This window comes from Chitinimonas violaceus (assembly GCF_052601015.1).
Map to the genome: position 1 here is coordinate 24,978 of NZ_JBQXDJ010000016.1, position 14,809 is coordinate 39,786.

The 14,809-nt window shown below is 56.0% G+C and carries 12 protein-coding genes; all 12 read left to right on the forward strand.

The window, feature by feature from the left end:
* The first annotated feature begins 400 nt into the window (after window positions 1-400).
* Complete coding sequence (locus ACUHMQ_RS07785) at window positions 401-649, forward strand: acyl carrier protein (RefSeq protein WP_445294890.1); 249 nt, start codon at window positions 401-403, stop codon at window positions 647-649.
* Window positions 650-673: 24 nt separating this feature from the next.
* A complete protein-coding gene (locus ACUHMQ_RS07790; protein ID WP_445294891.1) occupies window positions 674-1,495 on the forward strand; it encodes a hydrolase 2, exosortase A system-associated in 822 nt (273 codons plus the stop codon).
* Window positions 1,492-2,484, forward strand: coding sequence for a hydrolase 1, exosortase A system-associated (locus ACUHMQ_RS07795; protein ID WP_445294892.1), 993 nt, complete (start codon window positions 1,492-1,494; stop codon window positions 2,482-2,484). Before ACUHMQ_RS07790 ends, ACUHMQ_RS07795 begins: the two co-directional genes overlap by 4 nt.
* A 141-nt stretch (window positions 2,485-2,625) precedes the next feature.
* Window positions 2,626-3,825 carry a DegT/DnrJ/EryC1/StrS family aminotransferase gene (locus ACUHMQ_RS07800; protein ID WP_445294893.1) on the forward strand — a complete coding sequence of 400 codons (1,200 nt, stop codon included), beginning with the start codon at window positions 2,626-2,628 and terminating at the stop codon, window positions 3,823-3,825.
* Window positions 3,812-5,116 carry a glycosyltransferase gene (locus tag ACUHMQ_RS07805; RefSeq protein ID WP_445294894.1) on the forward strand — a complete coding sequence of 435 codons (1,305 nt, stop codon included), beginning with the start codon at window positions 3,812-3,814 and terminating at the stop codon, window positions 5,114-5,116. Before ACUHMQ_RS07800 ends, ACUHMQ_RS07805 begins: the two co-directional genes overlap by 14 nt.
* Window positions 5,117-5,151: 35 nt before the next feature.
* Window positions 5,152-6,231 carry a GNAT family N-acetyltransferase gene (locus tag ACUHMQ_RS07810; protein ID WP_445294895.1) on the forward strand — a complete coding sequence of 360 codons (1,080 nt, stop codon included), beginning with the start codon at window positions 5,152-5,154 and terminating at the stop codon, window positions 6,229-6,231.
* 223 nt (window positions 6,232-6,454) lie between these two features.
* A complete protein-coding gene (locus ACUHMQ_RS07815; RefSeq protein ID WP_445294896.1) occupies window positions 6,455-7,930 on the forward strand; it encodes a lipopolysaccharide biosynthesis protein in 1,476 nt (491 codons plus the stop codon).
* A gap of 51 nt (window positions 7,931-7,981) precedes the next feature.
* Window positions 7,982-9,583, forward strand: a complete 1,602-nt coding sequence (locus ACUHMQ_RS07820; RefSeq protein WP_445294897.1) for an acyl-CoA ligase (AMP-forming), exosortase A system-associated — start codon at window positions 7,982-7,984, stop codon at window positions 9,581-9,583.
* Between the two features lie 18 nt (window positions 9,584-9,601).
* On the forward strand, window positions 9,602-10,846 hold the full coding sequence (locus ACUHMQ_RS07825; protein ID WP_445294898.1) for a pyridoxal-dependent decarboxylase, exosortase A system-associated: 1,245 nt from the start codon (window positions 9,602-9,604) through the stop codon (window positions 10,844-10,846).
* Between the two features lie 7 nt (window positions 10,847-10,853).
* Window positions 10,854-11,900, forward strand: coding sequence for an acyltransferase family protein (locus ACUHMQ_RS07830; RefSeq protein WP_445294899.1), 1,047 nt, complete (start codon window positions 10,854-10,856; stop codon window positions 11,898-11,900).
* Entirely contained in the window at window positions 11,900-12,745 is an 846-nt protein-coding gene (locus ACUHMQ_RS07835; RefSeq protein ID WP_445294900.1) for a sialate O-acetylesterase, read from the forward strand. The genes ACUHMQ_RS07830 and ACUHMQ_RS07835 overlap by 1 nt, the downstream gene beginning before the upstream one ends.
* Window positions 12,746-13,081: 336 nt before the next feature.
* Window positions 13,082-14,803, forward strand: a complete 1,722-nt coding sequence (locus tag ACUHMQ_RS07840) for an asparagine synthetase B family protein (RefSeq protein WP_445294901.1) — start codon at window positions 13,082-13,084, stop codon at window positions 14,801-14,803.
* Window positions 14,804-14,809 lie beyond the last annotated feature (6 nt).

A 14,809-nucleotide genomic window follows, 5' to 3' on the forward strand; every position in this document is an offset into this window, starting at 1 on the left:
CAACGATATTACAAAAGATCCCCTCTCATCCAGCCGAAGCAAAGGCTAACACAGCCAATCTTTTCAAACTGTGACGGAATACACAAATCTTTTGGTATCTTGCATTACAAGTTAATGGCACAAGAATTAATGCCATTATCATTGACTATTGTTTGATCTCGGTTTTGATTAGGAAATAGTTCAGAATAATGCCAATAGCATTAAACATCAGGTCACATATGAATATTATTATTCTCAAATTTATAGTCATTTGCCCTGGATGCCGAATCTAACCGATATCTTCAATTCAAACAAAATTATGAATTACCAATACACTTATTCATCACATACAACCCCTATCGCGAATGGCGCTATTTTTGGTAGCCTCTAAAAAATTTGTCTTAACTTGCAATGGAATAAGATGGACATTCGACAGGAAGTCTTACAAATACTGGACGATGTTTTAAGCCTTAAAGGTCGCACAGCCTCCTTCAGCAATGACACCCCTTTGCTGGGTGCGTTGCCCGAGCTCGATTCCATGGCGGTCGTAGCGCTATTGACCATGATGGAAGAGAACCTTGGATTCACGGTGGATGATGACGAAATCGACGGCAGCATTTTTGCAACCGTAGGTAACCTGGTCGGCTTTGTTCAGAGCAAACTGGCTTAATTGAAATAAGCAGCCCCACCCATCATGCCGCTTGACGCGTTCTACCTCCCCACAGAAGCAGGCCCCAGATTCTGTACGCTGGCTCGCCCGGCTGCATCCCTGGTGTGCAAAGGTGCGGTACTTTTTGTTCATGCCTTTGCAGAAGAGATGAACAAATCGCGCCGTATGGTAACGCTTCAAGCCAGAGAGCTTGCTGACGCTGGTTACTTGGTACTGCAGATAGATCTACATGGTTGTGGGGATAGCGCTGGCGACTTTGGTGAGGCCAGCTGGGCATCTTGGGTCGAGGATGTACTGGGCGCGAGACAATGGTTAAAGCAGCACCATGCTGACAATATCTGGCTATGGGGTTTGCGTAGCGGCTGTTTGCTTATCTGCGAGGCAGCGCAGCAGATTAACGAGCCGGTGAAGCTGTTGTTCTGGCAACCCGTACTATCTGGCAAACAATTCCTACAGCAGTTTTTCCGTCTACAAAATGCCAGCGAAATGTTAGGCAAAGAAGAAAAAGGCACCGCAGCGCGCCTCAAAGAACAGATCGCAGCAGGGCAATCTGTTGAAATTGCGGGGTATATGCTGTCACCCGGCCTCGTCAACGGTATGGAACAAGCAAACCTGATACCGCCTTCACAAAACGGTGAATTGATCTGGCTGCAAGTGGCCAGCAAAGCAGACGCGCCTTTTCCGCCTGCAGCGCTATCAAATATGGTCCAGTGGCGCAGTGAGGGCTATAAGGTCCAGGACACATTGCTTAGCGGTCCTGCCTTCTGGCAAACCACTGAAATCAGTGACTGCCCGGCTTTGCTGCAAGCCAGTACAGACAAGCTCCAACAAGCCGTGAGTGCATGATGGACGCCATTGAATCCGCACTGACATTTACCTGCGGCGGTGAGCAACTGGTCGGCATACTCGCGTGCCATGACACAGCCAGTGCAGAACTCGGCGTATTGATTCTGGTAGGCGGTCCACAATACCGGGTCGGCAGCCATCGCCAATTTACCCTGTTGGCACGACAGCTCGCCAGTTGTGCCTATCCAGCGCTGCGCTTTGACTATCGCGGCATGGGGGACAGCAGCGGCGATATCCGATCATTCGAAGCCGTGGACGAGGACATCGCCGCCGCCCTCGCAGCATTTCAGACCAACCATCCAGCGGTCCGTCAGGTTGTGCTCTGGGGGTTGTGCGACGCAGCCTCTGCAGCACTTCTGTATTGCCAGCGGACAAAAGACCCACGCATCGCAGGCCTCTGTCTATTAAACCCATGGGTAAGGTCGACCGAAACCCAGGCGCGGGCACAGGTCAAACACTATTACCTGCAACGGCTCCTGCAACGCGAATTCTGGATGAAGCTGGGACGAGGCAGTGTTGCTATCATGCCCAGTATTCGCGAATTCCTGCAGAAGCTGGCTCAGTTATTAAAGGCGCGCTTTTCCCGCTCCGCTCACTCCCCTTCCAGCACTTTAAGCTTCCAACAGCAGATGGGCTTGGGCTGGGCTGACTTCAAAGGCGAAATACTGCTGATACTGAGCGGCCAGGACCTGACCGCCAAGGAATTCATCGAACATGCCAACTCCGCCCCGGATTGGCGAGGGTTGCTGACCCGCCCCCATGTTACCCGGCGGGATATCCCGGCTGCCGACCATACCTTTTCATCCACGCAATGGCGCGCAGAGGTGGAAAACATCACCACCGCCTGGCTGGATGAGAAATTTGCTACTGCAAAAACCGGCATGGCCAATTCAGCCATATTGAAGAATGAATCTGCCGATGTGTCATCAGGGGTGAAAACGACTGCCACGGTGCATAGCTTGGGTAAGGTGGTGAGCGATGCCAAGTAATCCATTACATGGCCTTTACGGTTACCGGCCTCCAATAAAAACAAGGGGAGTTCGATACTAATTGCAGTGGCGTAAGCGCCTGTTCAGCTCAGTCAGACCATGCGTGATAAACCACATAAATAATTAGTATGCAGAGCAAAAATGTCTGCCATGTCTGCTTTACTTGAAAACCCCAAGATTCATGCCCCCATTCCACGCCTTCCGGTACTGGGATGGAATACGCTGGGCGGCTCGCGGCACGCAACCATACCCTGCGTGTTGGAACATCCTGCCATCCAATTCACCACAAGTGGCCGGGCCTCTATTCTGCTCGCCTTGGAAATATTGGGTATTAAAGCTGGGGACAGGGTTCTGGTACCTACTTATCACTGCCCTACCATGGTGGCCCCGATTGTCGCGCTGGGTGCGGAACCTGTTTTCTATCCGATCAATACCTTGGGCAGCATTGACTTTGACTGGTTGAAGCAGCAGGACTTGACCCATGTTCGCGTTATCCTGGCCGCACACTTCTTCGGCTTGCCGCAACCCATGCGTGCGTTGCGCCTTTGGTGCGATGCCAATCAGATCGCCTTGATCGAAGATTGCGCCCATGCCTTGTTTGGCAGTTCCGAGGGGCAGCCTATTGGACAGTGGGGAGACTTGGCGATTGCCAGCCTGACCAAGTTCCTGCCGGTAACCGAAGGAGGCTGCCTCACCATCAATATGTCCAAGGCCAAAATGCCGGCACAAACCCAGCCCGGTGCGGTACGGCAGATCAAAGCAGCGATTGACATGATCCACCTGGGTACCATGTTCAAGCGCTTTTACGGCCTGAATACCGCCCTGGCAGGCACCTTCAGTCTGGTTCATGCCCCACGGAAAACACTGCGCAATATTCGTACGCCCAGTGAATCGGCCTCAGTAAACGTTGAAGACAGTCCCGAGGGTTTTTCTATTGACGTTGCCCTGTCGCATCAGGCGCTGACAGCGCCTTGCCGGTGGCTGGCGGAGAACTCACCACGTGCCCGCATCGTCGAACAACGGCGTAAGCATTTTATGGCATTTATCGATGCTTTCTCCGACCACCTCAGCGTGTGGCCACTGATCAAACACCTGCCGGAAGACTGTGCGCCTTATGTCTTCCCGCTTTGGGTCGCCAACCCCGATCCCGGTTATATCGCCCTGCGCGAAATGGGCATCCCGCTTTCCCGCTGGGATCGCCCTTGGCACAACGTGCCTGAAATTAGTGGCGATCAGGGTAGCTTATGGTCCCACCACATATTGCAACTGCCTTGCCATCAGGACCTGAGCCCAGAAGATCTGGACATCCTGGTACGAGAGATTCGCCGTGCCTACCACTAGCGCTCATGTCGGCAATAGTCAGCCAGCCAATACGCTATCGCCAAAGCATATCTTGATGATTGCTTACCACTTTCCGCCGCTACAGGGCAGCAGCGGCATTCTGCGCACCTTGCATTTCGCGCGCGCCCTACCGAATTTCGGGTGGATCCCGACAGTGCTCAGCACGCACATCCGCGCTTACGAAGCCACCAGCAACGATCTGCTCGACAAGGTGCCCGCCAATCTGCAAGTGCACAGGGCGTTTGCGCTCGACGCAAGCCGCCACCTCGCCTTATTCCGACGTTACCCAGGTTGGCTTGCCCGCCCGGACCGCTGGACCTCCTGGCTTGTCGGCGCCATCCCGGCCGGGTTACGTATGATTCGCGCCCGCAAGCCGGATTTGCTCTGGAGTACCTATCCCATCCCCAGCGCACATCTGATCGGTTATTGGCTGGCAAGGCTTACCGGCATTCCCTGGGTGGCGGACTTTCGCGACCCGATGGCGCATGAAGGCTACCCGGAAAACGCCAAAACCTGGCAAAGCTTTCTGAAGACCGAACAGCGGGTGTTTGCGCGCGCTAGCCTGGCGGTATTCGCCACCGAAGGCGCTGCCCGTATGTACAAGGAACGCTACCCAGCCGCCGCTGCGCGCATCAAGGTGGTGGAGAACGGCTACGATGAGACGGTGTTTCCCAGCACCATCGAGCACCATCCCTCTGCCAGCCTGAGCCCGGGAAAGATCACGCTGCTGCATAGCGGTATTGTCTACCCAGCATGGCGTAACCCGACTGCTTTGCTGTCTGCGGTAGCGGCTCTAATCAGCAAAGGAAAGTTGAACCCGAACCAATTCCGCATGCGTTTTCGCGCTCCGGTGCACGACGGGTTCCTTGCCGACCTGGCCAGTAAGTTTGGATTGGAAAAAGTTGTCGAGGTGTTACCGTCGATAGACTACACCGCCGCCATCAACGAGATGCTCGCTGCCGATGGCTTGTTCCTGTTGCAGTCTGCCGAGTGTAACGACCAGATTCCCGCCAAGTTCTATGAATACCTGCGTGCAGGCAGACCAATCATCGCCTTCACAGATCCCGTTGGCGATACGGCAACCGCGATGTCTCGGGCCGGCCTGACCCATATTGCCGACCTTGAAGACCCAGATGCCATTGCCGACATGCTGTTGCAATTCGTACGTGCTATTCAGTCGAATACCGCGCCAGTTGCCGATGCCAACTGCATCCGACTTGCTGCGCGTGATGAGCGGACCCGCCAACTGGCGGGTCTGCTTGATGCCTTGCAGCCTCAACCCCAATCGTAAATGTCAATGTGCAGCCCTAAACCCAAAGGCGAGTCATGATCTGGCAAATTTACCCAATCGATCAGTTCCCTACCGTGGCCGGCGAGTGGGATGCCTTGCTGCAGGCCAGCGCTGCGATCCCCTTTCTGGAAAGCGCGTTCCTGCTGCCTTTGCTAAAGGAATTCGGCAACAAGCGGGAAATCGTCGCCATCGGCCGGGAAAATGGGCAAGCACAAGCCGGGACCATTCTGCAGCCACGTAAGCTGGGTTTGTGGGAAACGTTTCAACCTTCTCAATTGCCACTTGGGGCCTGGGTCGCCAAGGAAGGCCAGACACTGGAAAAATGCGCCCAGACCCTGATCCCAGCCCTACCCGGTCTGGGGCTTGGTATCGGTTTGTCTCAAATGGACCCGATGCTGCAATGCCGCCCGGATACCAGCCAACGTGTACGCACTCAGGACTATATCGAAACTGCCTGGGTCGATATCGACAGCGACTTCGATACTTACTGGGAAGCACGCGGCAAGAATCTGAAACAGAACTCACGCAAGCAACGCAACAAGCTGCAAACCGACAATATCGAAGTGCACCTTGAATGCATATGCAATCCACAAGATGTGGCCGCTGCAATAAGCGACTACGGCGCGCTGGAGAGTGCCGGCTGGAAAGCCGCCAATGGCACTGCTGTGCACCCGGATAACGCGCAGGGCCGGTTCTACCGCCAGATGCTCGAAAACTTCTGCACATTAGGTCGTGGGCGCATCTACCGCTATCGATTCGGTGACAAAGTTGTCTCGATGGATTTGTGTGTCGACAACGGAAAAACCATCGTCATCCTGAAAACGGCTTACGACGAGAGCTACAAGTCCATTTCTCCCTCCACCTTGATGCGACAGGACGAATTCCAGGCATTGTTTGCGGAAGGTCAATTCAAGCGTATCGAGTTCTATGGAAAAGTCATGGAATGGCATACCCGCTGGACCGAAACCAAACGGACGATCTACCACGCCACGGCGTATCGCTGGTCTTTCCTGAAAAACCTGCATGGCCGCATCAACCAGTTGCAGCAGCAAAGAGAACAGAAGAAGAAAGAAAAAGAAGAGACAGCGACAAAGCCAGAAGTAGTCGCCGAATAACGATCTAGTAACGCTTTTAGCGCAGGTTCCAAGGATCAGTTCAGAGTCTTGCGAGCTAAAGCAATACAAGGCGAAAACACCGGAGGAAGCGGAGTTTACATAGGGTAAATGAGCCATCCGAGGGCGTTTTCAACGCCGTACTGCCCATGCACAGCAGACTGTGAAAGTTCTAGAAAAAAAATCGGGGAAACATGCTGACTCACCACCACCAGGGTAAAGCCACTTGAGCGCAGAACCCACCAAATCGCTCTCGGTACGCCGGGCCTTGGTCTGGTCCTTTGCCGAGCGTTACGCCAGCCTGGTCATCACGCTGGTCAGCACCATGTTGCTGGCCCGATTGCTGACGCCTGCCCAAGTCGGCGTATTTTCGCTCTGTGCCGCCTTTACCATCCTGGCAAGCATCTTGCGCGACTTCGGCATCAGCGAATACCTGATACAGGAAAAGGATCTGACCAAGGATAAGTTGCAAGCCGCATTCGGCATGGCGATTCTCACTGCCTGGGCGATTGCGCTGTTTATCCTGTTCTTCCGGCATGCCATGGCCACATTCTATGCCGAGCCTGGCGTTGCCGAAGTCCTGGCCGTGATGAGCCTGAATTTCTTCATCCTGCCTTTTGCCTCGCCTGCTTTTGCGCTGCTCAACCGGGAGATGGCATTCAAGAAGATCTTCGTCATCCAGACCCTCTGCAGTCTGGTGCATGCCAGTACCGCCGTCATCCTGGCATTCTACGGCCACGGTTATATGAGCCTCGCCTGGGCGCCGATCGCCAGTATCGTTGTCCAAACCGTATTGGTAACCTATCTGCGACCAAGAGACTCCTTGCTCCTGCCCAATCTGGGATCGGCAAGGGTTGTCTTCAATTACGGCTTGATGTTCGTCACCTCCCGGCTGATTGAATCCACCACCCGCAACGCTCACGAATTCATCATCGCCAAGCAATTCGACTTTGGCTCGGTAGGTATCTTCAGCCGCGCTTTCGGCCTGATCGAACTGTTTTTCACCAATATCACCTCGGCAATCCTTCGGGTGGCCAGCCCCACGTTCGCAACCGATCACCGTGCTGGCATACCCTTAGATGGTACGTTCGCCCGTGGCACCGCCATCTTTACCAGCATCGGGTTTACTTTTCTTGGTTTCGTGTCGCTGATGTCGGCCGATGTGATCCAGGTCCTGTTCGGCCACCAATGGGATGCGGCCGCGCCCATCGCCAGCATCCTCGCCATCTCGCTAATGCCGTCTTACCTCGTTGCACTCGCACCCAACCTGCTGGCGGCAACAGGCCATGTAAAGCGCCGTCTACAGATTTCGCTGTGGTACAGCCCGGTACATCTGGCTGGCATTTTTGCTGCTTCCTTTGTCAGCCTAGAAGCCATTGCAGCCGTTTGGGGACTCAGCAATACCGTCATGCTGATCATGTATTCACGCCATCTGGTCGTAGTACTCCATAAACCTGCCTACCAGCTGTTCGCACCCAGTATGCGCAGCGCGTTGGTGGCCGCTATCTCGATATCCGGCCAGTTCGCTACTTTGCATGTCTGCCAACACTTCAACCTGCCGCCACTCGTGAATTTGTTGTTGGTTGTGCCTGTGGGCGGTCTATGCTGGTTGGCTGCCGTCAGGCTGTTGAAACACCCGGTACACGAAGAAATAGCACAACTGTTACAGCGTTTTCGCGTTCGGCGCGCACAAGCCGGTTGAACGCCTCATGATCGTTTATTCATTGCCCCCAATTGCCGTTCTATCCCTGCGATGACCAATACCATTCTTCTGCATCAGTTGATTCTGACTTCGGCAAATGCCACACCCGATGCCAAAGCGCTGACTTATCAAAACACCAGCCAGCGCTATGCCGAGCTCGCTGATGCCTTACAACGGTTTGCCGGTGGTTTACTTCAACTTGGACTGCAACGGGGCGAGCGGGTAGCGATCTACCTGGAAAAACGCTTCGAAACCGTTATCGCCAGCTTCGGCACCACCGCTGCCGGTTGCGTGTTCGTACCACTCAACCCTTTGCTGAAGCCCGATCAGGTCGGTTACATCCTGCGCGATTGCAATGTACGGCTGCTGGTCACCTCGCCCGAACGCATGGCGCTTCTGGCCGATGTACTGCCCGACTGCCACGACTTGCGCCATCTGGTCGTACTGGGTAATGAAGCCGTTCCTATTCCAGGCACACTCAGCATGCAGACCTGGCGTGATCTGTTGACTGCCCCGGTCCGTGCTGGGCATCGGTTGATCGACGTCGATATGGCTGCCATCCTCTATACATCTGGCAGTACGGGCAAACCAAAGGGAGTGGTGCTCTCACACCGGAATATGGTCGCGGGTGCGAAGAGCGTCGCCAGCTATCTGGAGAACACGCCGGACGATACCTTGCTTGCGGCCCTGCCACTGTCTTTTGATGCCGGTTTCAGCCAGCTCACCACAGCATTCCATAGTGGTGCACGCGTGGTACTGCTGAACTACCTGTTGCCACGCGATGTGCTCAAGGCGTTGGAACAGGAGAAGGTCACCGGCCTCACCGCTGTGCCCCCGCTGTACATACAGCTTGCACAGCTCGAATGGCCTGCCGCAATCGGCCAGCATCTACGCTACTTCGCCAATACCGGCGGACGTATGCCGCGCGAAACCCTGGATGCCCTGCGCAGCCGGTTGCCACGCAGCAAACCCTATTTGATGTATGGCCTGACCGAAGCATTCCGTTCCACCTATCTACCGCCCGACGAAGTGGACCGCCGTCCCGATTCCATTGGCAAGGCGATACCCAACGCCGAGATCCTGGTCCTGCGTGAAGACGGTACGCCGTGCGCCCCTCACGAACCCGGCGAGTTGGTGCACCGTGGCGCCCTGGTGGGTATGGGCTACTGGAACGACCCTGCCAAGACAGCCGAGCGTTACAAGCCTCTGCCCAGCCACACACCGGGCCGTGAAGCCGGGCTGGTATTGCAGGAACTCGCTGTGTTCTCCGGCGATACCGTGCGCCAGGATGAAGAAGGCTTCCTGTACTTCATCGGCCGCCGCGATGAAATGATCAAGACATCCGGTTATCGCGTCAGCCCCACCGAGGTCGAGGAGATTCTTTACGCCACCAAGCTGGTGGGGGAATGTGTCGCTTTTGGCGTGGACCACCCAAACCTGGGACAGGCCATCCAGGTGATCGCCACCCCCGCCACCGGTAGTCATCTCGATACCACGGCATTGCTGGCCGAATGCCGTAGCCGCATGCCTGCCTATATGGTGCCAGCCGGCGTGGTGGTGCGAGAGGGCCCGCTGCCGCGCAACCCCAATGGCAAGATCGATCGCAAGACGCTCTCGACCGAGTGGGCAGAACACCAAAGCAATAATCTATGAACCGCCAGGACCCAAGCAATGCAAGCCGCTGAACGCCAGATTCCCGTCCATGCCCCGATGGATCAGTTCCGCACCGCCAGTGGCGAGCTGCTGATTGGCGGTATTCCGATCAGCCGTGTAGCCGCCCGGGTTGGACGCACGCCTTTCTACGCCTACGACCGCAGCTTGCTCGACCAGCGGGTGGCACAGTTGCGTGCGGCACTGCCAAAGTCCATCAAGCTGCACTACGCGATGAAAGCCAACCCGATGCCGGCGCTTGTCTGCCATATGGCAGGGTTAGTCGATGGTATTGATGTCGCATCGGGTGGCGAGCTGCGTGTGGCCTTGGACAGCGGCGCCAACCCCGCAGACATCAGCTTTGCCGGGCCGGGCAAAAACCGCCTGGAACTGGCCCAGGCAGTAGCCGCCGGCATTCTCATCAATATCGAATCGTTTCGTGAAGTAGCCATCCTGGCTGATATCAGCAAAACCAGCGGTTACCCAGCCCGGGTTGCGGTACGTGTGAACCCGGACTTCGAACTCAAGCACTCGGGCATGAAGATGGGTGGCGGTCCCAAACAGTTTGGTGTCGATGCCGAGCAGGTACCCGACTTATTGGCAGAAATCGGCAAAGCCGGTTTGGCATTCGAAGGGTTCCACCTCTTTTCTGGGTCACAAAGTCTCAAGCCCGACGCTATTGTCGATGCGCAAGGCCAAAGCTATGCGTTGGCGCTGCACCTGGCTGAGCATGCGCCAGCACCTGTGCGTTTTCTCAATCTGGGCGGCGGCTTTGGCATCCCTTATTTCCCAGGTGAACAGCGGCTGGTTCTGTCCAGTATCGGGTCGAATCTGGCGGGTTTGGCTGAGCGAGCCCGGCGTGAGTTGCCAGAGGCAGAACTCGTGATCGAGCTGGGGCGTTATCTCGTGGGCGAGGCTGGCGTCTATGTCGCCGAAGTCATCGACCGCAAGATTTCGCGCGGACAGGTGTATCTCGTGACCAATGGCGGGCTGCACCATCATCTATCGGCTTCGGGTAATTTCGGCCAGGTGCTTCGCAAAAACTATCCCGTTGCAATTGGCAACCGGATGGGTGAAGCATTGGAATCTGGTGTATCGGTCGTTGGCCCACTTTGCACGCCACTCGATCTGCTGGCTGACAAAATGGACCTGGCCAAGGCGGATGTCGGTGACCTGGTGGTGATTTTCCAATCGGGCGCCTATGGCCTTTCCGCCAGCCCGCAAGCCTTCCTGGGCCATGAAGCGCCCGTTGAAGTCCTGATCTGACACGCCCATGTCGCAGCCCGCAACGCATCGCATGATCGAAATCGATTCCCTGCGCGGCATCGCAGCCGTGCTGGTGGTCTTGTTTCATTACACGACGCGCTATCAGGAACTCTACGGCCACCCTACGCCACCGCTGTTCTCGCTGCCGTGGGGGCACTATGGCGTGAATCTGTTCTTCATGATCAGCGGCTTCGTTATTTTCATGACGTTGGACAAAACCCGGCAACCGCTGGACTTTGTGGTCTCGCGCTTCAGCCGGCTCTACCCAGCCTATTGGGTGGCGGTGGCGCTGACCTTCCTAGTCGTACATTGGCTGGGTTTGCCCGGCAAAACCGTAGGCATGGAGAGTGCAGTCTGGAACCTCGCGATGTTCCACAACCTCTTCAATGTGCCGCATGTGGATGGTGTGTATTGGACACTGGAAGTGGAACTACTTTTCTATGCTTGGGCCTTGCTGGCCTTCAGGCTGGGTCTGCTGAACCGTATCCACGTGTTGCTGGCGATATTGTTTGTTCTGCGGCTGGGGTATTTCGGCTTTGAGAAACTCTGGCATATCGACCTGCCCTGGATCGCCTTCCGCCTGCTGATACTGAAGTTCATCCCCTGGTTCGGGGCCGGCATCATGATTTACCGCCTTGCCAGCCGACGTGGCCAGCCCAGAGCGGATATCGCTATGCTGGTGGCGGCCATTGTCTTGTTGGGGGTGGTCGAATCCCCATTTCTTGCCTTGCTGGCCACCGTCTTGAGCTTCGTACTATATGGCGCGGCCACCGGGCGTTTGCGGATGCTGGCCCACCCTGTCCTGGTCTGGTTAGGGGCGATTTCCTACACCCTCTACCTGCTGCACGAGAATATCGGCTGGGCACTGATGTTACGGTTGCAACAAGCCGGCTTGTCTACCGACCTGACGATCCTGATCACCATCGTCGTCGCGTTATCATTGGCCAGCCTACTGAGTCGGCTAGTGGAAAAACCTGCCATGCACTTCTTGCGCGAGCGCTATAAACGCTACCGCCAAATCCGCAGCCCGATTGCTGTGTCGCGGGAGGCCTGATGCGTAAGCGTGTCTACCCCATACTTGGCGCTTGTCTGGTGCTGGCTGGATTACTGCTGTTCCTACCCCGGCAACCCGCTGAAGCCGCAGATTCGCTCGCCCAAAGGCTGACGCAGATTCAACCTGCTCCTGCCCAAGCCGAGCTGGCCTGTGCCGATTTGCTCAAGCAGCAGCCCATTGTGTTGTTGGTACTGGGGCAGTCGAATGCCGCCAACCATGCAGAACAAGGCAATGCTGGCTATATGCCGATTAATATCATCAAAGATGGCCGTTGCTACAGCGCCACGGCCCCGCTGCCAGGTGGCACTGGCCGAGGAGCCAGCCTGTGGCCGTACGTTAACCAGAACCTTGGTCATCTGCTTGGTGGTCGGCCCCTGGTCTATGCACTAGTTGCGGTCGAAAGCACCCCAATCACCGACTGGGTGGACAGCAGCCCATTACAGCAATATTGGCAGCAACAAGTACGGCAACTCCTCGCCACAGGTCTGACACCCACATTGGTCCTCTGGCAACAAGGAGAAGCGGATGCCAAGTCCAAAACCAGCCAGGCTGCTTATCGCCAAGCCTTGCTGAAATTACAAACCGCATTGCATACCGCCAATGTGACTGCCCCGATTCTGGCTGCGCAATCCACTTACTGCCCGGGTAGCGACGGCCGCCGTATACGTGCGGCAATTACCGACCTTACCCAAGGTCAAGCTGGATTCCTGCTGGGACCTGATACGGATGACCTACAAGGAGACATGCGCTCCGGTGGATGCCACTTCTCAGCCAAGGGCTTACGCATTGCCGCCCAACGATGGGCCGATACGCTGATTCAGGTCTCGCAGCGCCTCAGCCTCTAGCGATCGCAGATGAAATGTGGCGGAACTTCGAATGCGGCATCCTGCTTGCTGGACACTTTTGTTTGACATACAGCCGTACCCCACCCAGATAGGGTGAGAAAAACAGATAACGAGACGAACGAGGAAGGAGAACTAACATGGCCAAGTCCCGATACCGTATCGAAACGGTGCTGACTCAGCGCTTATTCACAATCCATCAAGCAAAGCCATCCGCCGGGTGAAACACAAAAACATGCATCTGGGTACACGAGACCGTGACCGGGTGCATTCGAGCTGTGCCTATGCCAGCCCGGCTCACCCAAGCCGTTGAACTGACCTACCTGCGGATGATTTGAAATGATACTGAGCGCATCAAACCCCACCGGCAGCCAAGCAAGCTGCAGCGTACTGTGCAAGGGTGCTCCACGTTTTACGGACGCCAATCTGGCCAAAGTCGCCAAGACTGAAGGCATTGCAGCCGCCTGGCTCGCCGCTTTCCAGCGCGATGGTGTGCACTGCCCTGCCGGTGTGAACGGCGACTTTGCCGTTGCGATCCGCGATGCGCAAGGCCGGGTGTTCCTGGCGGTGGACCGCTTTGCCACACGTACCTTGTGCTATCGGCAGGACGGCAACCGCCTGCTTTTTGCCCACCGTGCCGATGAATTGATCAATGCAGATTGCTCCCGCGAATCGCAAATCGACCCACAGGCGATCTTCGACTATCTGTTCTTCCACGTCATTCCTTCGCCCCGCACCATCTTCAAGCAGGTGATGCGCCTCCCCCCTGCACACTATGCCTTGTTCGAAGCCGGCGAGTTGAAGGTTGCGCCTTATTGGGTGGCAACCTTTGATGAAGACCATCACACCTCGTTTGACTCATTGCGCAACGAGTTCCGGCAAATACTGAAAGACGCTGTCACCACACAGCTTGGACAGATCGCCCCCGATAAGGTTGGCTGCTTCCTCAGTGGCGGCACTGACAGCTCCACCGTTGTCGGCATGCTCACAGCCGTTGGCGAGCAACCGGCCAACAGCTATTCCATCGGTTTTGACGCAGCCGGTTACGATGAAATGGCCTTCGCCCGGATTGCCGCCAAACACTTCAAGACCAAGCACCACGAGTATTACGTCACCCCAGATGACTTGGTGCGCAGCATCGCCGAAGTCGCGGCGCATTACGATCAACCATTCGGTAATTCCTCCGCGTTGCCCGCTTTCTATTGCGCCAAGATGGCCAAAGCGGACGGTCGTGAAAAAATGCTGGCTGGCGATGGCGGTGATGAGCTGTTCGGTGGCAACAGCCGCTATGCCAAGCAGCGGGTTTTCGGCTGGTATCAGCATCTGCCGCCCCAGTTGCGCAGCGGTGTAATGGAACCCTTTCTGGAGTTGGAATCACTCGGCAAGGTCCCCTTGCTACGCAAAGCGGCAAGCTATGTGGAACAAGCCAAGGTGCCAATGCCCGACCGGTTGCACATGTACAACCTGCTCTTGCGCTTGGGTATCGACAACGTGCTCACACCTGCCTTTCTGGCTCAGGTTGACATCAACAGTCCTGCCCAGCAGCAACGGGATGTATGGGCACTGACTCGCAGCGATATCGCCATCGACCAGGTATTGGCGTTTGACTGGCGCTATACCTTAGCGGAAAACGACCTGCCCAAGGTATGCGGCACCACCCAGTTGGCTGGCATAGGCGTCGGTTTTCCAATGCTCGACGAGCGCCTGCTGGCCTTTTCACTGAAGCTACCAGCGGAATACAAGCTCAAGGGGCTCAAGCTGCGCTGGTTCTTCAAAGAGGCGTTACGCGGCTTCCTGCCCGATGAAATCATTACCAAGAAGAAGCAAGGCTTCGGGCTGCCATTTGGCGTATGGGCTACCCAGCATGCAGGACTGCGCGCCCTGGCAACCGATTCGCTGCAACACCTGGCAGGACGCGGCATCGTCCGACCCGAATTCATTACCAGCCTGCTCAACGAAAAACTGGCCGAGCACCCTGGTTACTATGGGGAAATGGTGTGGATTCTGATGATGCTGGAGCAGTGGTTGCATGCCAAGGCACCGCAGTATCGCTTAGCTTAGTTCCAG